24 protein-coding genes and 1 tRNA gene are annotated in these 25,161 nt (G+C 66.7%); 11 read left to right on the top strand and 14 right to left on the bottom strand.

Translation table 11 applies throughout. The annotated features are described in order from the left end of the window. The first annotated feature begins 33 nt into the window (after nt 1-33). The 3 genes from RAH39_RS07165 to RAH39_RS07155 all read left to right on the top strand — a co-directional run bounded on the left by RAH39_RS07165 (nt 34) and on the right by RAH39_RS07155 (nt 2,161). Nucleotides 34-110: transfer RNA gene (locus tag RAH39_RS07165), tRNA-Met, on the top strand. A gap of 378 nt (nt 111-488) precedes the next feature. Then, entirely contained in the window at nt 489-1,493 is a 1,005-nt protein-coding gene (locus tag RAH39_RS07160) for an AAA family ATPase (protein ID WP_306589397.1), read from the top strand. Continuing rightward, nucleotides 1,490-2,161: a hypothetical protein gene (locus RAH39_RS07155; RefSeq protein ID WP_306589396.1), complete on the top strand. Its 672-nt coding sequence runs from the start codon at nt 1,490-1,492 to the stop codon at nt 2,159-2,161. The genes RAH39_RS07160 and RAH39_RS07155 overlap by 4 nt, the downstream gene beginning before the upstream one ends. A gap of 90 nt (nt 2,162-2,251) precedes the next feature. Here the strand turns inward: RAH39_RS07155 and RAH39_RS07150 are convergent, their stop codons facing one another. Beyond that, entirely contained in the window at nt 2,252-3,340 is a 1,089-nt protein-coding gene (locus tag RAH39_RS07150; RefSeq protein ID WP_306589395.1) for an aldo/keto reductase, read from the bottom strand. Between the two features lie 49 nt (nt 3,341-3,389). Continuing rightward, a complete protein-coding gene (locus tag RAH39_RS07145) occupies nt 3,390-4,376 on the bottom strand; it encodes an oxidoreductase (protein ID WP_306589394.1) in 987 nt (328 codons plus the stop codon). 105 nt (nt 4,377-4,481) lie between these two features. On the opposite strand from RAH39_RS07145, the gene RAH39_RS07140 reads away from it, so the two are divergent. Beyond that, a complete protein-coding gene (locus tag RAH39_RS07140; RefSeq protein WP_306589393.1) occupies nt 4,482-5,408 on the top strand; it encodes an AraC family transcriptional regulator in 927 nt (308 codons plus the stop codon). Between the two features lie 155 nt (nt 5,409-5,563). On the opposite strand, the gene bshA is transcribed toward RAH39_RS07140, so the two are convergent. Continuing rightward, nucleotides 5,564-6,718, bottom strand: coding sequence for an N-acetyl-alpha-D-glucosaminyl L-malate synthase BshA (bshA, locus tag RAH39_RS07135; protein WP_306589392.1), 1,155 nt, complete (start codon nt 6,716-6,718; stop codon nt 5,564-5,566). Between the two features lie 50 nt (nt 6,719-6,768). On the opposite strand from bshA, the gene RAH39_RS07130 reads away from it, so the two are divergent. From RAH39_RS07130 to RAH39_RS07120, 3 genes are read left to right on the top strand one after another with little or no spacing between them, the layout of a single operon-like run. Then, nucleotides 6,769-7,026 carry a YggT family protein gene (locus RAH39_RS07130; protein ID WP_306589391.1) on the top strand — a complete coding sequence of 86 codons (258 nt, stop codon included), beginning with the start codon at nt 6,769-6,771 and terminating at the stop codon, nt 7,024-7,026. 8 nt (nt 7,027-7,034) lie between these two features. Beyond that, nucleotides 7,035-7,580 (top strand): DivIVA domain-containing protein, encoded by a 546-nt coding sequence (locus RAH39_RS07125; protein WP_306589390.1) that lies wholly within the window; start codon nt 7,035-7,037, stop codon nt 7,578-7,580. Nucleotides 7,581-7,614: 34 nt separating this feature from the next. After that, the gene (locus tag RAH39_RS07120) at nt 7,615-8,787 is read left to right on the top strand and encodes a thiolase family protein (protein ID WP_306589388.1); all 1,173 of its coding nucleotides are present in this window, start codon (nt 7,615-7,617) and stop codon (nt 8,785-8,787) included. Between the two features lie 78 nt (nt 8,788-8,865). Here the strand turns inward: RAH39_RS07120 and RAH39_RS07115 are convergent, their stop codons facing one another. From RAH39_RS07115 to RAH39_RS07080, 8 genes are all read right to left on the bottom strand, one after another. After that, entirely contained in the window at nt 8,866-10,365 is a 1,500-nt protein-coding gene (locus RAH39_RS07115; RefSeq protein WP_306589387.1) for an OmpP1/FadL family transporter, read from the bottom strand. Between the two features lie 150 nt (nt 10,366-10,515). Then, the gene (gene trpA, locus RAH39_RS07110) at nt 10,516-11,262 is read right to left on the bottom strand and encodes a tryptophan synthase subunit alpha (RefSeq protein ID WP_306589386.1); all 747 of its coding nucleotides are present in this window, start codon (nt 11,260-11,262) and stop codon (nt 10,516-10,518) included. Nucleotides 11,263-11,352: 90 nt separating this feature from the next. Beyond that, entirely contained in the window at nt 11,353-12,537 is a 1,185-nt protein-coding gene (gene trpB, locus RAH39_RS07105) for a tryptophan synthase subunit beta (protein WP_306589385.1), read from the bottom strand. Beyond that, entirely contained in the window at nt 12,534-13,154 is a 621-nt protein-coding gene (locus tag RAH39_RS07100) for a beta/alpha barrel domain-containing protein (protein ID WP_306589384.1), read from the bottom strand. Before RAH39_RS07100 ends, trpB begins: the two co-directional genes overlap by 4 nt. After that, nucleotides 13,151-13,984 carry a beta/alpha barrel domain-containing protein gene (locus RAH39_RS07095; RefSeq protein ID WP_306589383.1) on the bottom strand — a complete coding sequence of 278 codons (834 nt, stop codon included), beginning with the start codon at nt 13,982-13,984 and terminating at the stop codon, nt 13,151-13,153. The genes RAH39_RS07100 and RAH39_RS07095 overlap by 4 nt, the downstream gene beginning before the upstream one ends. Continuing rightward, nucleotides 13,981-15,015 carry an anthranilate phosphoribosyltransferase gene (trpD, locus tag RAH39_RS07090; RefSeq protein ID WP_306589382.1) on the bottom strand — a complete coding sequence of 345 codons (1,035 nt, stop codon included), beginning with the start codon at nt 15,013-15,015 and terminating at the stop codon, nt 13,981-13,983. Before trpD ends, RAH39_RS07095 begins: the two co-directional genes overlap by 4 nt. Continuing rightward, nucleotides 15,012-15,587, bottom strand: a complete 576-nt coding sequence (locus RAH39_RS07085; protein ID WP_306589381.1) for an anthranilate synthase component II — start codon at nt 15,585-15,587, stop codon at nt 15,012-15,014. The genes trpD and RAH39_RS07085 overlap by 4 nt, the downstream gene beginning before the upstream one ends. After that, nucleotides 15,584-16,972 carry an anthranilate synthase component I family protein gene (locus tag RAH39_RS07080; RefSeq protein ID WP_306589380.1) on the bottom strand — a complete coding sequence of 463 codons (1,389 nt, stop codon included), beginning with the start codon at nt 16,970-16,972 and terminating at the stop codon, nt 15,584-15,586. Before RAH39_RS07080 ends, RAH39_RS07085 begins: the two co-directional genes overlap by 4 nt. Nucleotides 16,973-17,193: 221 nt before the next feature. On the opposite strand from RAH39_RS07080, the gene RAH39_RS07075 reads away from it, so the two are divergent. The 4 genes from RAH39_RS07075 (at nt 17,194) to RAH39_RS07060 (ending at nt 22,243) form a co-directional block, all read left to right on the top strand. After that, nucleotides 17,194-18,132: a hypothetical protein gene (locus RAH39_RS07075; RefSeq protein WP_306589379.1), complete on the top strand. Its 939-nt coding sequence runs from the start codon at nt 17,194-17,196 to the stop codon at nt 18,130-18,132. Further along, nucleotides 18,113-18,916 carry a 5'-nucleotidase C-terminal domain-containing protein gene (locus RAH39_RS07070; RefSeq protein ID WP_306589378.1) on the top strand — a complete coding sequence of 268 codons (804 nt, stop codon included), beginning with the start codon at nt 18,113-18,115 and terminating at the stop codon, nt 18,914-18,916. Before RAH39_RS07075 ends, RAH39_RS07070 begins: the two co-directional genes overlap by 20 nt. An 8-nt stretch (nt 18,917-18,924) precedes the next feature. Next, a complete protein-coding gene (locus tag RAH39_RS07065; RefSeq protein ID WP_306589377.1) occupies nt 18,925-19,854 on the top strand; it encodes a bifunctional metallophosphatase/5'-nucleotidase in 930 nt (309 codons plus the stop codon). A gap of 166 nt (nt 19,855-20,020) precedes the next feature. Further along, nucleotides 20,021-22,243, top strand: a complete 2,223-nt coding sequence (locus RAH39_RS07060) for an NADP-dependent isocitrate dehydrogenase (protein WP_306589376.1) — start codon at nt 20,021-20,023, stop codon at nt 22,241-22,243. Between the two features lie 9 nt (nt 22,244-22,252). On the opposite strand, the gene RAH39_RS07055 is transcribed toward RAH39_RS07060, so the two are convergent. From RAH39_RS07055 to RAH39_RS07045, 3 genes are read right to left on the bottom strand one after another with little or no spacing between them, the layout of a single operon-like run. After that, nucleotides 22,253-23,362 (bottom strand): hypothetical protein, encoded by a 1,110-nt coding sequence (locus RAH39_RS07055; protein WP_306589375.1) that lies wholly within the window; start codon nt 23,360-23,362, stop codon nt 22,253-22,255. Nucleotides 23,363-23,420: 58 nt separating this feature from the next. Further along, on the bottom strand, nt 23,421-23,945 hold the full coding sequence (locus RAH39_RS07050) for a hypothetical protein (protein WP_306589374.1): 525 nt from the start codon (nt 23,943-23,945) through the stop codon (nt 23,421-23,423). An 11-nt stretch (nt 23,946-23,956) separates the two neighbouring features. Continuing rightward, entirely contained in the window at nt 23,957-25,081 is a 1,125-nt protein-coding gene (locus RAH39_RS07045; RefSeq protein WP_306589373.1) for an RHS repeat-associated core domain-containing protein, read from the bottom strand. Between the last annotated feature and the right edge of the window lie 80 nt (nt 25,082-25,161).

The following is a 25,161-nucleotide window of genomic DNA, read 5'->3' as shown; positions in this document are numbered from 1 at the left end:
GCAGGCCCACACCCACGCTACACTGCTCCTTCCGGCTGGGTAGCTCAGGTGGTTAGAGCGAGGGTCTCATAATCCCTAGGTCGGCGGTTCGAGTCCGCCTCCAGCCACCAAAAAGCAAAGTAATTAGCGCCACTCACCCGAGTGGCGCTTTTTTGTATTGCTGGAATTCAGAGCTCTGCTGGAGTGGACCTGGAGGAGTTCGGTGCTGGAAAGCGTGGGTTCGCAGATCGTCCCTCGCAGAACTTCAAGAGTGAGAGACACACCTGCTAAGACTGTGGCGTAATCTCATACTGCCAGCTGTAGCATATGACCAAGCAAGCCTTCTGCTGCTGGGGCAAGAGGTCATCTTGATGAGTGGAAGACGAAGGACTCTTAAACTTCCGAGGTGGCAAACTTTCAGAGGGGATGACAGCATCCGAATGATTACGGTAAATTTAGAAACCTGCTCGCAGGGGTCAAGACAATTAGTGGGGTAAGGAGGATGACGGATGTTCACTCGACTCGAAGTGAAAAATTTCACGGTTTTCAATGAGCTTGCCCTGGATTTATCTCCTGGCATCAACGCCCTTATTGGGGTGAATGGCACAGGAAAGACACATCTGATGAAACTGCTCTACTGCCTGATGGCTTCGGGGCACAAGGGCACACCTATTGAACGCAAACTGAATAGTGTATTCCGACCTTCAGAAAGACAAGTATCTCGGCTAGTACGTCGCATTCAGGGGAGCTCAGAATGTTCAGTGAAAGCGAGTTGGGACGGAACTGAATTTGAAATCAAATTTAGCAATAAAAGAAATTGGAAAGTTGAAGGGCAGCCTCCCCAATTCAAGGGAATGCCTGTTTACATTCCAGTAAAGGAGTCACTTTCCTTTGCACCTGGATTTCGATCATTATATAACAAATATGATCTAGAATTCGAGGAGATCTATTACGACATACTTGAATTGGCGTATTTGCCTCCGACGCGAGGCATCAAGCCACAAAAATTACAATCGATTCTCGAAAGCATTTCTGCGGCTGTAAGGGGAACTGTAGAACTAAAAGGTGAACAGTTTTTTTTGAAACAACGAAATAGTCGTTTAGAAATACCTCTAGTTGCAGAAGGTATGCGTAAGTTAGCACTCGTATGGCAGCTCATTCAGAATGGTGCACTCTACAATAAGAGCGTGCTTTTCTGGGATGAACCTGAGGCCAATTTGAATCCTTCAATGATGCCTCATCTGGCTAGAATCCTTGTAGATCTCCAAGCTCTTGGGACGCAAATTTTTGTAGCTACTCATAATTATGCATTTCTTAAAGAATTAGAACTGGCCCGTAAGAAGACTACCAAAATTAATTATTATGCTCTCTACTTTACAGGAAAGCAAACCTCTCAAGAAGTAAGTATTAATACTTTTAATCAATATATCCAAATTCAACCAAATGCTATCGCTGATGAATATTTAAGAATTTATGACGAAGAACTAAAACGGGCATTGGGCGGTAAAGCATGAGTGCTGCTTCTCTGAATCCAGATTGGCAGGAGAACGAACTTTTTTTTGACTTCTCCAAGGCTCTACGTGTGGTCCCTATCGATGATCGGAGAAAAGGTTCCGCCTCCCGTTACCCTGAGATCCTATCTAATTGTCCAAATATTTCGAACCTCTCTCACACGGTAGATTTTGTAGTTGAATGGAAAGATGAAATTTGGTTCATTGAAGTCAAGGATCCATCGGCCACTCAAATTCCATCTCAGCATCGAGAGGCTCAGCTCTCATCTTTTCAAGTAAAGCTCCTATCTGACTCTCTTTTTCAAGAGGAACTGTATCCAAAGTTCCATGACTCGTTGATCTACTGGGTTATGGATGAACGCCTTTCCCAGAAGAAACTCTTTTATTTTGCCCTTCTTGAGATTCCAACCTTAGATGTGCAGTTGCTTTCGACGTTGTCTGATCGCCTTAAGGCCATCGGATTTCTAAAAGGACCTCCTCGTGGTTGGTCCAATCCATTTGAGGCTAGAGTATTCAACATAGACCATTGGAATCGCTTTTTAAAGGATCGATGTCCCGTGCAGCGCATCTCATCCGCATCTGATGATGGCTTGATGGGTAATGATGCTCGCCGTGTCCCTGGGAGATCGACTCACCTATCGAATTCCGGTCAGAGTCCTGCGAGATCGTAGCCGGGATCTTTCTCGTGCTCGGACCGCGCCTTCAACACCAAGCGCCGCGTTGAGGCGGCGCTTGGCGTGGTTCGGACGAGCGGACTCTTTTCAATAAGGGGCTTCACCCTTGACCGGAATGCCGAATCCAGGAATCGGGGCGTGGAGGCCGTTCACGGTCGTCCCGCCGTTGTGGATGGCGGGGAACATCGGCTGCATGCTCTGGGGGAATCCGAACGCCGGGGCGGTCAGCGCATTCAGGCGGGCGACTTCTTCGGCCGTCAGGTTCAGATCCAGGGCGCCCACGTTGTCTTCCAACTGGGAAAGCCGCCGCGCGCCGATGATCGTGGAAGCCACGCCGGGGCGGCCCACGACCCAGGCGAGGGCCACGCGGGCCACCGTGCTTTCGTGCGCCTTCGCGATGGCGTCGAGCTCGTCCACGAGCGCGAAGGTCCTCTCATTGAGGAACGGGTCGAGGAATTGGCTGCGGTCGCGGGTGTCGAATCCGGACTTGTCGCGCCGGTACTTTCCGCTGAGGGCGCCGCTCTTGAGCGGTGACCAGGGGGTGATGCCCAGTCCGAATTCCAGAGCCATGGGCACGAGGTCCTGCTCCACGGACCGCTCCAGGAGCGAGTACTCGATCTGGAGGCCGACGAACGCGGACCAGCCGCGGAAGCGGGCCAGCATGTTGGCCTCGACGACCTTCCACGCCGGGGTGTCCGACACGCCGATGTAGCGCACCTTTCCGGCCTGCACCAGGGCGTCGAGGGCCGCCATGGTCTCTTCCATCGGGGTATGCACGTCCCAGTTGTGCAGCCAGTACAGGTCGATGTAGCCGGTCTGCAGGCGCCGCAGGGAGTTCTCGCAGGCGGAGATGATGGATTTCCGGCCTGAGCCGCCGCCGTTGGGATCGCCGGGATAGAGATTGCCGCTGAACTTGGTGGCGATCACCAGCCGATCCCGCCGCGCCGGATGGCGGCCGATGTGGTCGCCGATGATCTTTTCCGAGTGGCTGCGGGTGTAGAAGTTGGCGGTGTCGATGAAGTTTCCGCCCAGATCGATGAAGCGGTCCATGATCTGCTGGGATTCCTCCACGCTCGAACCCCAGCCGAGGTCTTCGCCGAAGGTCATGGCGCCGAGGCACATCGGGCTGACCCGAAGGCCGGAGTGGCCGAGCGTGACGTAGTGGTCGAGTCGCATGGGATGGCTCCTTGGGAAAGGGGTGAAGTGGAACGGGACAAACTCGCGTTTACAGGTCCAGCCGGGCGCCGGTGAGGCGCTCGCTGAGGGCCCACAGCCGTTCGGCCGCATCCGGATCGCAGGCCCAGGGCGCCACGCCGGTGGGCGTCGAAACGTCCCCGGGAACCACCTCGGCGATCTCGCAATCCTCGCAGTAGACGCCGCCCAGGCCCGCCAGCTTGGGACTGGTGGCGCACCAGACGGTGGTCGCAGCGCCCTGCCCGACGGTTTTGAGGGGGAAGGCGGGCTTGGCGGGATCGGGCACCACCTTGCCGTCGGCGCGGCGCATGAAGTTGAAACGGTCCAGGTCCTCGTCCGTCAGGTGGCGCACCAGGTCGGTCAGGATCCCGCCCGGGTGGACGGAAAAGGCCCGGACGCCGCGCTCCGCCGTCCGGCGGTCCAGGCCCAGCGCGAACAGGGCGTTGGCGGTCTTGGACTGGCCGTAGCCCTGCCACCGTTCGTAGGCGCGGCGTTCGAAATGGGGATCCTCGAAGTCCACCGCGGAATACCGGTGCCCGCGGGAGGACAGGACGACCACCCGGGCGCCGCCGGCCCGGACCAGCGCGGGCATGAGCCGCAGCGTGAGCTGGAAGTGGCCCAGGTGATTGGTCGAGAACTGGCTCTCGTAGCCGCGCCCGTCCCAGAGGAGGGGTGCGGCCATCACGCCGGCGCTGAGGATCAGCAGGTCGAGGGGCCGCCCGGTGGCGAGGAAGCCGGCCGCGAAAGCGTCAATGGAGGCCGGATCCTGGAGGTCCAGTTCGCCGAGCTCGACCCGCGACAGGCCCGCGAGGTTCTCCCGGGCCTTGGCGGGCGTGCGGGCCGGGACGACTACGGTGGCTCCGGCTCCGCTGAGGACGCGGGTGGTCTCGAGGCCGATGCCGGAATACCCGCCCGTGACGAGGACGGTCTTGCCCGACAGGTCCAGGCCCTGGACGAGGTCTTCCGCGGTAGTGGTGGCTCCGAATCCCGAATCGACGGGTCGTTGCAAGGTCGGCATGCGTCGCGCTCCCTCGGGATGATCTCGATCCCGCAGCCAAGATACGGTTCGAGGTCCGAACGGCGAATGCTTGTAAGTGCGTAATATCTGCGCGATCGTTCGGACATGGCGGACCTCTTCTCGGACATCCTCGGGCTGGCCAACGCCCAGTCGGTCATCACGGGCGCCCTTCACGCCGGCGGCACCTGGGCCATCCAGTTCCCGCCGCCGGACATGATCAAGTTCTTCGGAATCGCGCAGGGAAGCTGCTGGCTGTGCGTGGACGGCGAGCCGGATCAGCGCCTGGAAGCGGGGGACGTCTTCCTCCTGGCCGCGCCCCGCGCCTTCACCCTGGCGAGCGAGCGGAAGCTGGAGCCCCTGGATGCGGTGGCCGTGTTCCGGGACTGTCCCGGTGTCGTGGCGAGCCTCGGGAGCGGGGATGAATTCCAGATGCTGGGCGGCCATGTGGAGCTGGCCCCCGGCAGCGGCGACCTGCTGACGGCGGTCCTCCCTCCCCTGCTGCTGGCCCGCGCCGGATCCACCCACGCGGCCATGTCCCATTGGCTCCTCGCGCAGCTGGTGCAGGAACGGGCCGCCGAACTGCCGGGCGCCGGCGTCGCATCCGCGCAGTTGGCCCACCTGCTGTTCATCCACATCCTGCGCGCCCATCTCGCCGAAACGGACCGCTTCCCGGCCGGATGGCTCCGAGCGATCACGGACAAACAGCTCGCCCCCGCCCTCCGGCTCATGCACGGAGAACCCGGCCGTCCCTGGCAGTTGGATGAACTGGCCAAAGCCGCGGGGATGTCCCGCACGACTTTCGCCACGCGATTCAAAACGGCGGCGGGCATTCCCCCCCTCGCCTACCTGACCCAGTGGCGCATGCGGCTCGCCAAGCGCTCCCTTCTGGAAGGCGACTCGCCCATCTCGACCATCGCCTACGCCCTGGGCTACACCTCGGAAAGCGCGTTCAGCCACGCCTTCAAGCGGGCCACGGGACACGCTCCGAAGCGCGTCCGCGGCTCCGCCATCCGGGAGAATTCGCCGGATTGAGGTCGTCCTGGGGCTTCATTCCAACGGGCGACCAAGAGCCGAGGTTTTTTTCTCACCACCAAGACACCAGGGGCACCAAGAACCGCATCCACGGTGCGTAGAGCTTTTCTTGGTGCCTTGGTGGTGATCCTTAATCTTTTGAATGCAAAGAGGCTTCAGGCGTGCTGCTCCGCGCCTGCGGGTCTGCCTACCTCCGCTTCGTCATATCCCAGCACCCGCCGGTAGAGGGCCTCGTACTGGTCCACGACCGGACCTTCGGCGAAGGTGCCCAGGGCGCGCTCCCGGGCGGCCTCGCCCATGGCGCGGCGGAGGGGCTCGTCGCGGAGGAGGGTGAGGACGTCGGCGGCCATGGCCTCCACGTCGCCGAGGGATTCCAGGTAGCCGTCCACCCCGTGGCGGACCACTTCGGGAAGCCCGCCCACGCGGCTGGCGACCACGGGAACGCCGTGGCCCATGGCTTCCAGCGCGGCGAGGCCGAAGCTCTCGGTGGCGCTCGGAAGCAGGAACAGGTCCGTGCAGGCGAGGACGGTGTCGATGTCGAGCTGCTTGCCGGTGAACCGGACTTCGGCGGCGAAGCCCCGCTCGCGGCAATAGGCCTCGGCTTCCAGGCGGTCGGGTCCGTCGCCCACCATCACGAGGCGGGCGGGGACTTCCTTCCGGACCTGCTCGAACACTTTGAGGACGTCCATCACCCGCTTGACGGGGCGGAAGTTCGAGATGTGGGTGAGCACGAAGGCCGCTTTGGGCGCCAGCCACCCGCGGCACTCCGGGCAGCCCTTCCGCGGCGGCTCCACGAAGTTGCCGATGACGTCGATGACCCGCTCCGTGCCGAACAGGCGGATGGTCTCCTGGCGGAGGTACTCCGAGACCGCGGTGACGCCGTCGCTCTCGCGGATGGCCATCTTCACCATGGAGAGGTAGCTGGGATCGCTGCCCACCACCGTGATGTCCGTCCCGTGGAGGGTGGTCACGACCTTGAGGTTGTTCCCGAGCGCCATCCGGGCCAGCAGGGCGGCCATGGCGTGGGGGATCGCGTAGTGGGCGTGGATGATCTCCAGGCCGTGGTGCTCGGCCACGTCGGCGATCTTGGAGCCCAGGGCGATGGAAAAGGGCGCGTCCTCGAACAGCGGGTAGGGGCTGGCCCGGACTTCATGGAAATTGATGCGGTCCTCGAAGCCCACCAGCCGCGGCGGCACGCTGGGGCTGAAGAAGTGGATCTCGTGGCCGCGGGCGGCCAGGGCCTTGCCGACCTCCGTGGCCACGACGCCGGAACCGCCGAAGGTGCTGTAACAGGAGATGCCGATGCGCATGAACGAGCCTCACTCCCAGCTATCATGAACGGGTTCCCCGGATCCTGCCCATGCCCCTTCTCTTCACCATCGCCTACTACGCCCTCGACGCCCTGATCTACCTGCTGTTGGCGGCGGCCATCCTGTCGTGGTTCCCCATCGATCCGCGAAACAGGTGGATGCGCCTGCTGCACGCGATCACCGATCCGATCCTGCACCCCATCCGCGCCCTCGTGCCTCCGATCGGAGGCTTCAGTCTCGACATCCTCATCGCCGTGCTGCTGCTGGGCCTGGTCCGGAGGATCCTCCTCCAGGCCGTGGTCTCCTGAGGTCCGCCATGAAATACACTCCCCTCGACATCCAGCGCCGCGAGTTCGAGAAGGTCTTCCGGGGGCTGGAGGAGTCGGAAGTCCGCACCTTCCTCCACGAGATCGCCGGGGAATGGGAAGAGGTCCTCGCCGAGAACCAGAAGCTGAAGGAGGAGATCCTCGACAGCCGCGAGCGCCTCCGCCAGTACCAGGACCAGGACCGGATCTTCCGCGAGACTCTGCTGCAGGCGCAGCGCACCCGCGAGGACGTGCTGGACGGCGCGAACCGCGAAAAGGAACTGATGCTCCGCGAGGCGCAGTTCAAGGCGGAAGAGATCATCCGCGAAGCCCAGCAGCACGTGGTGGAATTGGAGGTCCAGCTCCGCAATCTAAAGATGGAGCGCATTCGCTACTTCCGGGAGCTGGAGGCGCTGATGGACCGGACACGCCGCCACATCCAGGAGGAGGCGCCCGACATGTACGTGGCTCCGGCGCCCACGCTGAACCTGGAGCACCTCGATCTCGGAGCCCTGGACGAGACCACCCCGCCCCGCCGTCCCACGGGCGACGAGTGATCGCACGCGCCAGCCGCCCCCTTCCGGAGTCCCCATGTCCCAGGCCGTGATCCTGAAATCCCTGCGCAGCCCCATCGGCAAGTTCATGGGCGGCCTCGCCCCGCTGACGGCGCCGGAGCTGGCGGCCCAGGTGGCGAAGGCCCTGTTGGCGGCCGTGCCGGGCGCCGCGCCCACGGAGGCCATCTTCGGGAATGTGGTCAGCGCGGGCGTGGGCCAGGCTCCGGCCCGCCAGGCGGCCCTCCGCAGCGGGCTTCCCGCCAGCGTGTCGGCTCTCACGGTGAACAAGGTCTGCGGCAGCGGGCTGAAGGCCATCCAACTGGCGGCCAACGCCGTGCGGCTGGGCGATCACGACGTGGTGCTGGCCGGCGGGATGGAATCCATGTCCAATGCGCCCTACCTCCTGCCCAAGCTGCGCGCGGGCGCCCGCATGGGCCATACGGAGGCCAAGGACGCGATGATCCTCGACGGCCTGTGGTGCGCCATGACGGACCAGCACATGGGGAACACCGGCGAGCTGGTGGCCGCCAAGTACGGCGTGGGCCGCGAGGCTCAGGACGCCTGGGCCGCCGAAAGCCACCGCAAAGCCGTGGAAGCCATGCGCGCCGGCGCGTTCCAGGCCGAGATCGTGCCCATTGCCGTGCCCGGGAAGAAGGGCGATGTGACGGTATCCGAAGACGAAGGCCCGCGGCCGGATTCCACGCCGGAATCCCTGTCGAAGCTGCGCCCCGCCTTCAAGAAGGATGGCACCGTGACCGCGGGGAACGCCCCCAGCGTCAACGACGGCGCGGCGGCGGCCCTGGTGACGACCGAGGATTACGCCAAGGCCCACGGACTGCCGATCCAGGCGCGGATCCTGGGCACCGCCACCGCCGGGCTCGACCCGGAGTGGGTGCTGATGGCGCCCGTGGAGGCCATCCGCACGCTGCTGGCCAAGGTCGGCTGGACCGCGGACAGCGTGGACCTGTGGGAGATCAACGAGGCCTTCGCGGTGCAGCTGGTCGCCACCCTCCAGGAGCTGAACCTGCCCGCGGGCCGGGTGAACGTCCACGGCGGAGCGGTGGCGCTGGGTCATCCCATCGGCGCGAGCGGCGCCCGGGTGATGGCGACCCTCCTCCACGCCCTGGAGCGCCACGGCAAGCAGCGCGGCGTGGCCGCCCTGTGCCTCGGCGGCGGAAACGCCATCGCCATGGCGGTGGAGCGGGTCTAGCGATCCGTTTGCAGAAAAGGATCATCACGAAGAAAGGGCCCGCTTGGCGGGCCCTTTCTTTTCTTCTGTCGCGCCGACTCAGAAGCTGTGGCGCACCTGGAAGCCCAGGATGTTGATCTCGGCCTTCATCATGCCGCTCAGGCTGCCGCGGGTGGTGTTGTCCCCCGCCGCGGAGAGGTTGACCCGGCCGTCGCTCACGAAGATGTGCGTGAAGCCCACGTCGAAGGCGGTCCGCTTGGAGAGCGTATAGCTGGCGCCCACGGAGACCCACTTGCGGTCGTTGTCGGGGATGCGGGGCGTGCGGTGGGTCTCATCCACGGCGCCCTGGTCGAAGGCCACGCCGGCACGGAGCGTCCAGGTCTGGTTCACCTTCCAGGTGCCGCCCAGGGAGTAGAACCAGGTGTCCTTCCAGTTCTCGTCGGTGATGGAATCCGGCGCGCCCGTATTGAACTTCACGCGCAGTTCCTTGAACCGGGACCAGGTGCTCTGGGCCACCTCGCCCTGAAGCGAGAAGGTGGGCGTGACCTTCCAGTCGACGCCGATGGAGGCCGTGGCGGGAAGCGCCAGGTCGGCCTCGCCCCGGCCGTTGTGGAGGCCCGCAGCGTTCAGGGCAGCCAGGTCCGTGGGGGGAATGTTCGAGGGAAACTCGAAGGAGGCGTCGCCCTTCAGGGTCATGGTCATTGCGGCGCTGTACGCGACACCCAGGCGGAAGTCGGCGTTGGGCTGCCAGGTGGCGCCGGCCTTCCAGCCGTAGCCCCAGCCGTCGCCCTTCAGGCCCGCCTTTCCGTCCCAGGCGCCGGGAATGGCGTACCCGGGGGTGCCGAGGGTGGCGTTGGGTGCCCCCATGGCGACATTGGCCACGGGGCTGTTCTGGGTGGGCGAGGGGGCGACCGGGGAGAGGCCGGCTGCCGCCAGGCCCTGCCCCACCTTCAGGGCCAGCGCCGTCCCGTAGTCCACGCCATTGGTCAGCTCGGCGTCGGCCCGGCGGGCCACGAAGGCCACGCCGAAGGAGAACTGGTCGTTCACGCGGTAGGCCAGGCTGGGGGCGATGTCGATGGTCATCAGGTCGGACTTGAGGGCGTGGTAGCGGCCGATCCAGTTGGCGTCGTATTCAGTGGTAAGCCCAAAGGGCACGTTCACGGACAGGCCGACCTTCAGGTCCTTGCTGACGCTGTACATGATGTTGAATTCGGGCAGGACGGCGGAGATGGCTGCGTTCCCGTGCGAGGCGGGGCCGGAGATGGGGCTCAGGCTGGCGCCGGTGGCCGGAGCCACGTTGAACCCGAGACCCGCCAGGGCCGGCGTGCGGTTGGCGGAGCCCTCCGAGAACTTGGCGCTGAGGCCGATGTACGTGCCGCCCACCGAGAACTGGAGGCCGTCGTACTGGGTCATCACCGCGGGGTTGAAGAACAGCGCGCTGATGTCGTTGCCTCCCGCGCTGATGCCCGCGAAAGCATTGCCCTGGGCGCTCGGGCTCTGCTCGCGAAGCTGGAAGCCGGAGGCCTGAGCCACGGGGGCGAAGGCGCCAGCGGCGATGAGGGTCAGGGCCGTGAGGGTGAGGCGTGAGCGGTGGGTCATGGGGGCATGGCTCCTAGTCCCGGTTCCCCGGGGTGGGGGGCTGTTGCCAGCCGTTTCCGAAGGGCAAGATGGACCACGATACCAAATCGTTACGCCCTTGCAACCTTCCCGGGACCCCCCAAGCCGCGCCAATTCACGATCCTGCGATCGTCAACCCAGCAGGGGGAGCAGGGACTCCTTCAATGTACGACCCTCGTCCAACGCGCGAACCAGCGCCGATCCTACGATCGGCGTCGCGCCCAGCGACCTGACCTCCGCCAGGCTCGCCGCATCGGACAGGCCGAAACCCACGGCCAGCGGGCGATCCGACAGGGCGCGCAGGGCGGCCACTCGGCCCGCGACGGGCGCCAGGTCGATGTTCGTCGCGGTCCCGGTGACGCCGAGGCGCGCCACCACGTAGGCGAAACGCTGGGCGAAGGGGGCTCCCGCGCCGGGATCCGGACGCTCTGCGAGCAGGCGCTCCGCCCGGGCCTGGGAAGTCGTCGGCGCCAGCAGCGGAACGAAGGGGTAGCCCGCATCGCGCAGCTCCGCCTCGAATCCGGGTTCCTCCCCGAAGGGGAGATCCACCACCAGCAGCGCCTTCACCGGGGTGGACGCCAGGAGGTTCTTCAGTGGCCCGGCGCCGATCTGGAGCAGCGGGTTCAGGTAGGTGAAGAGGATGAGATCAGGGCTGTCGCGGATCCCCGCGAGCGCTTCCAGGACGCGCCGGGGCGTGGCGCCGCTCCCGATCGCCCGATGCGCCGCAGCCTGGAGGACGGGGCCGTCCGCGATGGGATCCGAGTGCGGGAGGCCCAATTCGAGGGCTTCGAGGCCCAAGGACTTGGCCTGGGAAAGCAGGCCGGGCAGCGCCTCCAGGCTTGGGTCGCCGGCCATCAGGAAGGGAAGGAGGCGATTCATGGAAGTCCTTTGGTTGGGAACCGCAGATGAAGGAACTCGTCCGTTTTTCTTTTCATCCGCGGCCCTCTGCGACATCTGCGGTTAAAACCCCTAGATCCCCAGCCGCGACTGGTAGGTGGACAGGTCCTTGTCCCCGCGGCCGCTGAGGCCCAGGAGGACCGTGGCCGCCCCTGCGGCGGCGAGGGCGGGGAGAACGGCCAGGGCGTGGCTGCTCTCCAGGGCGGGGAGGATGCCTTCGGTTTCGCACAGCAGCCGCGCTCCGGCCAGGGCCTCGTCGTCGGAGGCCCGGCGCACCGCCACCTTCCCGTCCAGCGCGAGGGCCGCCAGTTCGGGGCCGAGGGCGGGATAGTCCAGCCCCGCGCTGATGCTGGCGGTCTCCGCCGTATGGCCGTGGCCGTCCTGGAGCAGAAGGGTCTTGCATCCGTGCAGCACGCCCAACCTTCCACCCTCCAGCCGCGCGGCGTGTTCCCCGAGGGCCTTGCCGTGGCCGCCGGCTTCGACGGCGACCCGCTCCAGGGCATCCCCCAGAAAGGGAACCAGCAGGCCCAGGCCGTTGCTGCCGCCGCCCGCGCAGGCCAGGACGACGTCCGGCAGCGCGCCGGCCTGGTCCAGAACCTGCGCCCGGGCCTCCTCGCCGATGACCGTCTGGAAGCTCCGCACCAGCGTGGGAAAAGGATGGGGACCCAGGGCCGAGCCCAGGATGTAGTGGGCCCGGTCGCAGCGGCCTGCCCAGGCCCGCAGCGCTTCGTTCACGGCCTCCTTGAGGGTGCCCTGCCCCGCCGCCACGGGCTCGACCCGAGCTCCGAAGAGCCGCATCCGGGCCACGTTCGGCGCCTGGCGGGCCATGTCGGCGACGCCCATGTAGACGGTGCAGGTCAGCCCCAGCCGCGCGCAGGCGGCGGCGGTGGCCACGCCGTGCTGGCCCGCCCCGGTCTCGGCGATGATCTCCCCCTTGCCCATCCGCCTCGCCAGCAGGGCCTGGGCCAGGGCGTTGTTGATCTTGTGGGCGCCGGTGTGGGCGAGGTCCTCCCGCTTGAGGAAGACGCCCTTCAGCCCCAGCCGCGCGGCCAGCCGGGGCGCGGGCGTCAGGGGCGTCGGCCGGCCCACGAAATGGCGCAGCTCCTCCTTCAGGTCGCGCTGGAAGGCGAGATCCTCCACCGCGGCCCGGAAGGCCGCCTCCAGATCCAGGAGCGGCTGCATGAGCGTCTCCGGCGCGTAGCAGCCGCCCAGGCCCGGGGCACCAAATCGCGAGGGCAAATGAAAGGCGGTCGTCATGGGCACTCCAACGAACGAACAGCGGAAAGAAAGTCGGCGACCCGCGCAGGATCCTTGCGACCCGGAGCGGCTTCCAGGCGGCTGGCGGCGTCGAAGCCCCTGAATTGGGAACGGGCCTCCGCCGGAAGGACCGCCATGCGCTCCGCGACGTTCCCGCCATGGATTCCCCCCGCCAGCAGGAAAGGCCCCGGAGGCGGAAAGGCCAGGGAATGCCCTCGTCCCGATCCGCCCGGCACGCCCGTCGCCGTGGGACTGGGCTCCCACAGGTAGAGGTCCGCGGGGACGGGTTCCTGATCCGGTTCATCCGCCCAGGGCTGGAGGAGGAAGAGACCCGCCTCCCGCAGCAGCCGAGCGCCCCGTTCCCGCTCCGCGGGGGGCAGATGGGGCTGGACGCGGCGGAACCCGTGGGCTCGCGCGAGGTTGAGCACCGCTTCCGCCCGGTCGGCCACCATCACCAGGACGGCGCGGTCGAGGAAGGGCGCGGCAACGGTCAGGTCGGCGCAGTGGCGGGGGCTGGGGGGGTGGACTACGAAGCCCAGCAGATCCGCCCCTTCCGCCGCGGCGAATGCGGCGTCCTCGGCGCGGACCAGTCCGCAGACCTTGGCCAGAAGGGTCATCGGCTCTCCTGCCGCAGGTCCGCGAAGATCCGCTCCAGAAAGCCCCGGGGATCGGCGCTCCGCATGAGCGCCTCGCCGATGAGGAGCGCGTCGAATCCGGCCCGCAGCGCGGCCCGGGCGTCCTCGGGGGTGGCCAGGCCCGATTCGCGGATCAGGACGGCCTCGGGGAAGGCTTTCCGGAGGGGCGCGGCGGTGGGGACGCCTAGCGTGAAGGTGGAGAGGTCGCGGGCGTTGATGCCCACCAGCCGGGCCTCGGCGGCCTGGGCGAAGGGGACTTCCGTAAGGTCGTGCAGCTCCACCAGCGGCTCCAGCCCCCGGCGTCGCGCGGCGTCCGCGAAGGCGGCCGTGTGGTTTCTCAGCACCCGGGCGATCAGCAGGACCGCTTCGGCGCCGCAGGCCTCCGCTTCCGCCAGCTGCGCCTCGGCGATCACGAACCCCTTGTACAGGCGGGGCATCGCCAGGGGCGCCGCCGCGGTCAGATGCGCCGCATCGCCCCGGAAGTGGACGGGCTCCGCGAGGATCGAGAACGCCGAGGCGCCGCCGTCGCGGTAGGCCTGGAGCTGGGGCAGCATCGGAGTCCCGGCGGCGAAGGGCCCCAGCGAAGGCGAGGCCTGCTTGTACTCCGCGATGACCGCTCCGCCGCGGGTCTCGGCATCGCGCCGCAGGGCCGACTCGAAAGAACCCGGTTCGCGGAGGAAAGCGCGTGAGGAGGGCGCGGCCGGCAGTTCCGCCAGGCGGACCAGCTCGGAGGCCAGCACCCGCTGGAGGTGGGAGCGGGCGGGCAGGCCGGCGCTGCGGACGAGGTCCGCGGGATCGGGAAGAAGCGTCATGGCCGCGCCTCCGAGGGGGGAAAGGGCCAGGCGAAACCGTGGTCCAGGGCGCCGCGGGCTTCCCCGAAGGCTGCGGGCAGCGCTTCCAGCCGGAGGTCCCGATGGAGGAGGAGTCCCAGCCCGGCCTGGAGAGCGACCGCGTCGGCGACGGCGGGGCGGAAATCCGGATGGTCGGCGCCGGCGGCCAGGCCCCGGGCCACCGCCAGGGCCTCGGCGCGGTCCGCCACCCGCAGGGCGTGGCGCGGGGGAGGCGTTAGCCCCAGTTCTCGGGGCACCAGCACCTGAGAACCTTCCACCCGCCCGTCCGTGACGGTCAGGACGACGGTGGGACCTTCGATGGAGGCCTCGTCCAGGCCCTTCCCTTCCGCGTCCTTGCCGTGGACGACGAAGGCCCGCCGCAGGGTTCCGCGCCGGGCCAGGGCTCCGGCCATGGGCGCCAGCAGCTCCTCCCGCGCCACGCCCAGGAGCTGGAGGGGCGGCTGGGCCGGGTTGAGCAGCGGCCCCAGCAGGTTGAAGATGGTGGGGATCCCGAGGCGGCGGCGGATCTCCCGGAGGCGGCCCAGCAGCGGATGGTAGGCGGGCGCGAACAGGAAGGCGAAGCGGCGGGCCTCCAGGTCCCCGGCCAGGTCCACGCCGGCGCGGGCCAGGTCGTAGCCCAGGGCCTCCAGGAGGTCGGCGCTCCCGCAGACGCTGGTGGCCGCCCGGTTGCCGTGCTTGACCACGGGGACGCCCAGCCGGGGCAGGAGGAGGGCCGCCAGGGTGCTGAGGTTGGCGGTGGAGGCGCCGTCGCCGCCGGTTCCGCAGGTGTCCAGGGTCCCTTCTGGAACCGCCGGGAACGGCACCGCCGCCTCGGCCAGGGTCCCCGCGAAGGCCGCCAGCTCGTGGGCCTCGGGCACCCGCTGGGCCAGGAGGGCCAGGCAGGCGCCCACCAGCAGGGCGTCCGTGTCCTGGTCCACGAAGATCCGCATGAGCTCCGCGGCCGTGGCTTCGGGCAGCGGGCGGATCGGGTTGTGGGTGGTGAGCAGGGTCATCGGGCCTCCCGGGCCAGTCGGAGGAAGTTGGCGAGGATGGCCGGGCCGTCCGGCGTGAGGATGCTCTCGGGGTGGAACTGCACCCCCCAGCGCGGCAGGGTCCGGTGGGCCATGGCCATGATTTCGCCGCCGGGACTGCGCCCCGTCACCCGCCAGCAGGCCGGCAGGGTCGCCGGATCGGCGATGAGGCTGTGGTAGCGGCCCACGGGAAAGCCCGGGGGCAGCCCCTGGAACAGGCCCGTCCCGTCGTGGTCCAGGGGCGTGGCCTCGCCGTGCAGCGGCTCCAGCGCGCGCGTCACCCGGCCGCCGCCGGCGGCCGCCAGCGCCTGGTGGCCCAGGCACACGCCCAGGAGGGGAACCCTCCAATCGGAGCCTGCCAGGGCCATGTGGGCGGGACTTTCCGTGGGATGGCCAGGCCCGGGGGACAGCACCACCGCGTCGGGCGCCAGAGCCTGCGCGCCGTCCAGATCGATGGCGTCGTGGCGGACAACGCGCACGGCGGCGCCCAGCGTTTCGAAGGCCTGCACGAGGTTGTAGGTGAAGGAATCCAGGGCGTCGATCAGGAGGATCATTCCGCGCTCCCTTCCAGCCGCACGCCCAGGGCTTCGGCCACGGCGCCGAGCTTGTGCAGGGTCTCGAAGTACTCCGCGTCCGGCCGGGAGGCGCGCACCACGCCGGCGCCGGCCTGGAGGTAGGCCGCGCCGCCCGCGTAGACCGCCGTCCGCAGGATGAGGGCCGTGTCCAGGGCGCCGTCCGCCCCCCACCGCAGGAGCACGCCGCCGTAGGGACCGCGCACCTCCCCTTCCAACTCGGCGATGCGCTGGCAGGCGCGCAGCTTGGGGGCGCCGCTCACGGTTCCCGCCGGGAAGGCCGCCGCCAGCACATCCAGGGCATCCACCCCGGGCCGCAGCCGCGCCTTCACCGTGGTGGTGAGGTGCAGGACGTGGCTGGTCCGCTGGAGCGCCAGGGGCTTCTCCACCCGCACGCCGCCCGGAACTGCCACGCGCCCCAGATCGTTGCGGGCGAGGTCCACCAGCATCTGGTGCTCGGCCAGTTCCTTGGGATCCCGCTTCAGGGCCTCGAACCGGGCGGCGTCCTCTTCCACGTCAGCGCCCCGGCGGACGGTGCCCGCGATGGGCAGGGTCTCGGCTTCGCCGTCCTGCACCCGCACCAGCATCTCCGGCGACGCGCCCACCAGGGCAAAGCCGTCCCATTCCAGCAGGAACCCGTAGGGGCTGGGGTTGAGGCGCCGGAGGCGCCGGTAGGCGGCCAGGGGCGGCGGCGGATTGTCCACGCGGAACCGCTGGCTCGGCACGAGCTGGTAGACATCCCCGTCCAGAATCCGCGCCTGGGCCTGGACCACAGCGCCTTCGAAGGCCGCCCGGGTGCTCAGCGCCTGGGCCCGGGGATCGGCGGGGGAGGCGGCCGGGGGGTCTCCCACGCCCGCCCGCAGCCGGTCCGCAAGCTCTCTCAGCCGGGCGAAGCCCTCCTCCGGATCAGCGGCCAGCGCCTGCAATTCCGCCACCTGATGGAGGTGGTCGAAGACCAGCGCCGCGCCGAAGCGCTTCACCCACAGGCCGGGAAGGCCCAGGCTGTCGCGAGTGGGCAGGGAGAGGGAGGGTTCCAGGGCGCCGACGGATTCGAAGCCCAGGTAGCCGGCGCAGCCCACGCCCACGGGCAGCGGGTTCCGGAGCGCGGGCAGCGGAGCGAGGGGATCGTGGCGCGCGTCCAGGACCGCCACCTCCGCCAGGGACCGCAGCGTTTCGACCCAACCCCGGGCGGGCGGCTCCAGGCGGCATTCTCCGGCCCCTTCCAGCAGGACGAAGCTGTGCCGTCCCACCCGCTCGCCCTGGTCGCAGGACTCCAGCAGGAGGCTGGCGCCCGCGGGCCGCAGGGCCAGATAGGCCCCTAAGGGGGTGAGCAGGTCCGCGGGAAGCGGGTGGCGGAGCAGGAACATGGGGCGTCCAGATACGAAAAAGCCCGACCAGGGGGTCGGGCTCGGAGGGTCCGGAAGGGCGATGGGCCGTCAGGCCTCGCCGGAGGAGCCGTCCGAGCCCATGCGCCAGAACCAGACCTCGGAACGGAGGCCCCGGCTGGGGAACGGGAGGGACAGCGGCATGGAAGCGATGAAACCCCACCGGCGCGGGGCCTGTCAAGTGTGGTTTGATGAAGGGTTGCTTGCGGACGCAGATGATCGAGGAACGCCCGACCACCATTCACGCCGAGGAGGCCCTGACCCCTCGGGCGCCCTGGTCTTTCCTCCGGGCCGCCCTGCCCGGCGGGTTCACCCGCTGGGGGTGGGGCCTGATCGCCGGGTGGGTGCTGGTCCTCCTGGGACCCACCCTGGGCTGGGCCGGCCACCTGCGCCATGCCGTCCGGTGGAGCGCCCTGCCCAGCCACTGGGGCGAGGGGATCAGCGCCCGGGACATCTGGGAACTCTGGGAGAACGGCGGGCTGCGCCACCGCGCGGCGAGTTCGCCCACGGTCCATCTCCTGGGACTCGGCATCGTCATCGTCCTGTGGTGCGGCTGGCGGATGCAGGCGGAGACCGCGGGCGGCAAGGCGACCCTCCGCGCGTGGCTCCTCGGAGCGCTGGACACCCTGCTCGTCGGCCTCCTGCCCCTGGGACTCGTGGCCTGGGGCGGCATCGCGGCCCTGCGCTGGCTGGGGGAGATGGGCATCGACGGGCTGGGCTGGAGCGCCCTCATTGGCGTACCCCTGTTCGCGATGGGCGCCGCGGCGGCCCTCAACCTCCAGTGGTGGTTCTGCCGCCTGGGCCGGGCCGCGGGCCTTTCGCGAGGCTACCGCGCCCATCTGAAGGACAGTTTCCTCCGTCTGTGGACGCACCCCATCCAGTGGGGCGCCGTGTGCGTGGGCGGCGCGGCCGTGCGCTCCCTTCTTCCCTTCCTGGTCCTGCTGCTGGCCTGGCGGCTGGGTGGCGGAACGACGCTCCGCGTGACGGCGCTGCTGGGCCTGCAGCTCCTGGCCACGGTCCTCAACGCCTGGCTGATGGGCTGGCTGCTCCGCGCTTCCGCCCTGTTCTGGGTCCACGACGCCGCCGTGCGAACCGCCCGCGCCACCCTGAAAGAAGAGTCCCGTGACGTCCAAATTCTTTAGCGCCCTGTTCGTCTCCCTCCTTTCCCTTCCGCTGGCGGCCCAGGGGGTGAAGCCCGCCAAGGCGGAGGTGCTTCCCGTCACCGAAGCCATTCCCGACGATCCCGAGATCGGAAAGGTCATCGCGCCGCTGGCGGCGGAGATCAAGGCCAGCTTCGACCAGCCCCTGGTCCAGGCGCCGGATGGCCTCGCCCGCGGGCGCCGCGGCGAGGAGAACCTGCTGGGCTACTGGGTGGCGGACGTGATGCGGCGCGCGGCGGAAACCGCGGTGGGGGCCCCGGTGGCCTTCGCCATCACCAATTCCGGCGGGCTCCGGGCCAACCTCCGACCGGGCAAGCTCAAGGTGGGCGACATCTTCGAGGTGATGCCCTTCGAGAACGAGCTGGTGGTGGTCGAGCTCACGGGCGCCGAGGTGGTCCAGGTGGTGAAGGAAGGCCTGCTGCGGCGCGGGGGCGAGCCCTCCTCCGGGGTCAAGGCGAAGTTCGAAGGCCCCGCCGACAAGGCGGTGCTGACAGTCACCTGGGAGGACGGGCGGCCCATCGATCCCGCCGCGGTGGTGAAGGTGGCCACCAGCGACTACCTGTACGGCGGGGGCGACACCATTCCCACCCTGCGGAAGGGGCGCAAGCCCTTCACCACCGGCCTCACCCTCCGGCAGCTCCTCCTGGACCGGTGCGCGGAGCTGGACAAGGCGAAGCAGCCGCTCCAGGCTCCCGCCCCGGGCCGCTACGACGTGCCGGCGCCCATCCAGGACGCCATCCGCGACAAGACCCTTCAGCTCCGGTAGAGGCTCCCATGGACCGCCGCGATTTCCTCGCTTCCCTCGGCGCCGCCGCTCTCGCCTCCCGGGTGCCCCTGCGGGCGTCGGAAGGCCCGGCCGCCGGGCGGATCACCCTCCTGCACACCAACGACACCCACTCCCGGATCGAGCCCTTCGGTCCCGGCAACGGCGCCATCAGCGGCAAGGGCGGCGTGGCCCGCCGCGCCACGCTGGTGAAGCAGCTCCGCGCCCAGCTCGGGCCGGTCCTGCTGCTGGACGCGGGCGACACCTTCCAGGGAACGCCCTACTTCAACCGCTACAAGGGCCGCCTGGACTACCAGCTGATGCGCATGGTGGGCTACGACGCGGGCACGCTGGGGAACCACGATTTCGACAACGGCGTCCCGCTGCTGGTGGAAGCCATGGAATCCATGGAGAAGCTCAAGCACGCCCACCCGCCGGTGCAGTTCGTGAACTGCAACTTCGACTGCACGGGGGCTCTGGCCCTCCAGAAGCGGCTGCAGCCCTACGTGATCCGCCAGTTTCCGGGCGTGAAGGTGGGGATCACGGGCGTGGGCGTGGCCTTCACCGGCCTGGTGGCGCCCAAGAACCACGAGGGCGTCGTATGGAAGGATCCCTACGAAAGCCTGAAGCCGATCGTGAAGCGCCTCCGCGAGCGGGAGAAGGTGGACCTGGTGGTGGTCCTCTCCCACCTCGGCCTCGACCTGAAGGACGCCGCCCACGACGACCTGCGCCTGCCGGCCGCGGTGCCGGGCGTGGACGTGGTCATCGGCGGCCACAGCCACACCTTCATGGACGAGCCCAAGCGGCTGCCCCAGGCCCAGGGGGAGACCCTGATCTTCCAGGTGGGCTTCGGCGGGGTGAACCTCGGCCGAATGGATTTCACCGTGGCCCGCGGCGCCGTGAAGGCCGCTTCCGGCTCGGCCCTGGCGGTGGCGGGCTGAAATCCGCTCCGTGACCGAAGTCCCAAATCTCCGTTGTCCCGCTGAAACCCGCTTGCGGCAAGGCTTTGGCCGTGGGAGCCTGCCTTGATTCCCCGCCGCCGGAAGCAGTGATCCAGCCATCGGCCCTTTCCGGGCGGGCCCCGGGGACGGCCACCAAGGAGAGCCCATGACCCCCTGGAAGATCATCTGGACCGAGATCGACGAAGCGCCGGCCCTGGCGACCTATTCGCTGCTTCCCATCATCCAGGCCTTCACCAAGGGCACCGGCATCGCCGTCGAGACCTCCGACATCTCCCTCGCGGGCCGCATCCTGGCGACGTTCCCCGAGAACCTGACCGAGGCCCAGCACATCCCCGACAACCTCGGCCTCCTTGGGGCGCTGGCCCTGCGGCCGGAAGCCAACATCATCAAGCTCCCCAACATCAGCGCGTCCATCCCCCAGCTGAAGGCCGCCATCCGCGAGCTGCAGGAGCAGGGCTACGCCATTCCCGACTATCCCGAGCAGCCCCGGCACGACGCCGAGCGCGCCATCCAGGCCCGCTACGCCAAGGTCCTCGGCAGCGCCGTGAACCCCGTGCTGCGCGAAGGGAACTCCGACCGCCGCGCCCCGCTTTCCGTCAAGAACTACGCGAAGAAGCACCCGCACAAGATGGGCGCGTGGAGCCCCGACTCCAAATCCCGCGTGGCCCACATGGACGGTGGCGACTTCTACGGCAGCGAGACCTCCACCACGGTTCCGGCCGCCACCACCGTCCGGATCGAATTCGTGGGCGCCGACGGCGCCGCGAAGGTCCTCAAGGAGAAGACCGCCCTCCTCGCGGGCGAGATCATCGACAGCTCCGTCATGAGCGCCAAGGCCCTGCGCGCCTTCTACGCCGCCCAGATCGACGCCGCGAAGAAGGAAGGGCTGCTGCTGTCCCTGCACCTCAAGGCCACCATGATGAAGGTCTCGGACCCCGTCATGTTCGGCCATGCGGTGTCGGTGTTCTTCCAGGACGTCTTCACCAAGCACGCCGCCACGTTCCGCGAGCTGGGCGTCAACCCCAACAACGGGCTGGGCGACCTCTACGCCAAGATCCAGGCCCTGCCCGAAGCCCAGCGCGCCGCGATCGAGGCCGACCTCCAGGCCGTCTACGCCGCCCGCCCCGCCCTGGCCATGGTGGACTCGGACAAGGGCATCACGAACCTGCACGTGCCCAACGACATCATCGTGGATGCCTCCATGCCCGTGGTGGTGCGCGATTCCGGCAAGATGTGGGGCACCGACGGCAAGCTGCACGACACCCTCGCCCTGATCCCCGACCGCTGCTACGCCACGATGTACCGCGCCGTCATGGACGATTGCCGGAAGCACGGCGCCTTCGATCCCGCCACCATCGGCAGCGTCCCCAACGTAGGCCTGATGGCCCAGAAGGCCGAAGAGTACGGCTCCCACGACAAGACCTTCATCGCCGCCGCGGAGGGCGTGATCCGCGTCGTGGACGAGGCAGGCACCGTCCTGCTCCAGCAGAAGGTTGAGGCCGGCGACATCTTCCGGATGTGCCAGGCCAAGGACGCCCCCATCCGCGACTGGGTGCGCCTCGCCGTCACCCGCGCCCGCCTGACCGGCGCGCCTGCCATCTTCTGGCTGGACAAGGCCCGGGCCCACGACGCCCAGCTCATCGCGAAGGTGGAGACCTACCTGAAGGACCACGACACGAAGGATCTGGACATCCGCATCCTGTCTCCCGTGGAAGCGATGAAGGTGTCCTGCGAGCGGATCCGCGCGGGCAAGGACACCATTTCCGTCACCGGCAACGTCCTGCGCGACTACCTCACGGACCTGTTCCCCATCATCGAGCTGGGAACCAGCGCCAAGATGCTGTCCATCGTCCCCCTCCTGGGCGGCGGCGGGCTGTTCGAGACCGGCGCCGGCGGCTCCGCCCCCAAGCACGTCCAGCAGTTCCAGAAGGAGGGCTACCTCCGCTGGGATTCCCTGGGCGAGTTCTCCGCCTTCGCCGCCTCCCTGGAGCACCTGGCCACCACCTTCGGGAACGCCAAGGCCGCCGTCCTCGCCGAGACCCTGGACCAGGCCATCGCGCGGTTCCTGGACAACGACAAGTCCCCCGCCCGCAAAGTGGGTCAGATCGACAACCGCGGCAGCCACTTCTACCTCGCCCTCTACTGGGCCGAGGCCCTCGCCGCCCAGATCAAGGACCCCGACCTCCGCGCCCGCTTCACCGCCGTCGCTCAGCAGCTCGCCGACCACGAAGCCGGCATCACCGCCGAACTGATCGCCGCCCAGGGCCAGCCCGTCGACATGGGCGGCTACTACCACCCCGACAAGACCAAAACCGCCAAAGCCATGCGGCCGAGCGGGACTTTGAATTGGATTGTGGAGGGGATGTAGTTCGAGGTTTCAATGCCGCTCACCAATCAACGAGGCCCGCTTTTGCGGGCCTCGTTGATAATTGTAGAGGTTCCACGTTTCAGGATCATCCTTGGTCTGGTCGTAGGCGGGATCCACCTGGGCGAACTTGCCGTAGCCGGCCAGATAGGTTCTCGCCTGCATGTAGATCGCGTTGGAATCCGGGTCCTCCTCGTGGTTGGTGAACCGCCGCAGGCTCTTGGGCGCGCCGGGCAGCCCGTCCATCAGTCGTTCCCCGAAGGGCAGGTTCTTCGTCCGGTTCACGAGAACCCCGCTGGCATTCGTGATCAGGTTGGGGCTCCCGACTTGGTCTCCCTGAATGTAGATCACCCCATCCGGACGGCTCTCGCTGATGAGCTGGCCGAACCCGTAGATCAGGTTGTGCCCCGTGGAGGGAGTTCCCGGCGGCGGGGTTCCGTCGTCCACGGTGACCGTCACCTGCGCCGTCGAGGACCCCGCGTCGTTGTAGGCCGTCAGGATGTAGGTGGTCGTGGTGCTGGGCCTCACCGTGACGTATTCGATCAGCTCGTCGTCGGAATAGCCCAAGGCGCCATACTCCGACAGCTCGGAATAGGTCGCGTTGATCACGTCGCAGGTGAGGACCGCGCTTCCTGCGGGCCGGATCGTGGAAGGCTCTGCCGTGAGAGAAATCCACGGCGTCGAGTGCCCCAGCGCCATCTCGATGCCCTCCCCGGGCTTCTTCGAGAGATCCGTCTTCCCTCCCGCGACAACGGCGACGCCCTTGCTGGTGGCCGTGCTTTCGGCGGCCATCAGGATGGAGCCTCCGATGGAGGCGGTCGCCACCTCCACAGGCTGCCCGGCCGTTCCCCAGGCCTCGATCCCGTTCTTGAAACCTTCCTGCAGCACCACGCCTCGCTGGATGCTGGCCGCCACGACATCCTCGTAGAGGACGCTGTCCGCCTCCGTGGCCGTGCCGCTGGAGGGCATCCACGAGGTCTCCGCGTAGACGGCCACCACCATATTGTCCGCGTGGGTCATCCGCTGGCTGAGCGTGATCTGCTGCCATTCCCCGTTGCCTCGGACCGCGATCCAAGTGGCGTTGTCATAGGTGTTCGGGCCGCTGTCGTTGCCCAGGAACATGGCTACGTAGGTGCCGGGGGAAAGCTAGAGGGTCAATGGTTACTTCTTTCAAGTGGGATCATTCCCCTTTTTCAACAGGGTCAATCAATGTGAGTTGGTAATTGACCTTGCCTGCAAGTGTCAGTCCCAAGTAACTCCCCTGCTTTTCCGTTGGAGAGAACACGAAGATCGCATGCGCCTTTTTAGGCTCCCACCATGCCTTCGGGGTATGTGGAATGTATCCCAAACAAGCGATGGAGTCTCCCCAACTCAAGGCTTGATAGATCTGTTCGACGGGACCTCCCACATCCATCACAACCCCATCGAAAAAGAGCTTTCCCTTCTCCACCCTGATGTGGTCGAGAACATTGAATTTCTTCCGATTGTTCTCCACCATGGCCCAGTAAGCCTGCCCACTATAAGGGTAGGTTTGTCCGTCATATAGAAATGTCTTCTCATCATTAGATACCTTTAATTCTATGGACGAGATTTTGAAGTTTTTGTACGCAATAGCACTCCAACTATCTAGCAATAGAGCCTGTTGTGCATTCATCTCAACTCCACTTGCCGCAAAAACTATCGCAGCTATCAACTTCAAGTGCATGACCGCTCCTCTCATGGAATCACCGTATTCCACCCACGCATCCAGAAGGAAGTGTTAGAGGGGACTTGAAGCCCAAGCCTCCCCTCAAACCACCTGGAGAATGTATTGCAGGTGGTACTCCCATTTTGAGCGTTATAGGGGTGGTTCATTCCGTTCCATTGTTTAACCAACCCATTCACCATTGCAGGCGTAATGCTACCCGATGAGACAAACCATTTGGCAACAATTGTCACCTGCCCACCCTGCGCAAAGGTAGATACTCCCTTGCCTGAATCAAAACGCTGTACATTGGCCAGATTCTGCCCCGATCCATCCTGAGCAGGCCCCGATTGCACCACGTAATCTCCGGTTTTTGTCTGAATCACCGTCCCGGAGTGCTCGAACATCCCCACAACTAAACCCTTCACTCCCCCCATTCCAGTTGTATCAACCGGGCGACTCACGAGAGTCACCACGTCCTGATCTGGGCTCGGCTGGAGTGGAGGGGTCCCGTTCTTCATCAGGGCCCCGGAACCGCTAAGGACATCTTTCGTCCCATTCTGTTGTTCAGATGTCAGGGCTGGGATTCCGCCCGTTTCCACTGACGGCCTCTGCGCTTCTATGGGAGTACCACCCCCTCCTTGCGCTCCGCCGGCAGTTCCTTGATTCCCCTCCGCCGTCACGGTCGTGCGTTGCTCGGGAGGCTCGGTGGCCGCCTTCGATTGCTGTGCAGCTCCACTAACCATGTCCTCCGCGAAATGCACGTGGCCATCCTTGTCCATGTAGGAACCCGTGGAAAGGAGCATGGCGCCTTGGGAGGTCATTCGCCCATCGGGATCAGTCTTGGTGACAGGATTGTTCGTGACGTAATTGTAGAGGTTCCACGTTTCAGGATCGTCCTTGGTCTGGTCGTAAGCGGGATCCACTTGGGCGAACTTGCCGTAGCCTGCGAGGTAGGTCCTTGCCTGCATGTAGATCGCGTTGGAATCGGGGTCCTCCTCGTGGTTGGTGAACCGCCGCAGGCTCTTGGGCGCGCCGGGCAACCCGTCCACCAGCCGTTCCCCGAAGGGCAGGTTCTTGGTCCGGTTCACGAGAACCCCGCTGGCATTCGTGATCAGGTTGGGGCTGCCCACCTGATCCCCCTGGATGTAGATCACCCCATCCGAACGGTTTTCGCTGATGAGTTGGTCGAACCCGTAGATCAGGTTATGCCCCGTGGAGGGGTTTCCCGGCGGTA

Origin of the sequence: Geothrix sp. 21YS21S-4, from assembly GCF_030845995.1 — a bacterium.
Taxonomy (GTDB): domain Bacteria; phylum Acidobacteriota; class Holophagae; order Holophagales; family Holophagaceae; genus Geothrix.
Note: the sequence above shows the minus strand (reverse complement) of the source record. Positions and strands in the feature narration are given on the sequence as shown.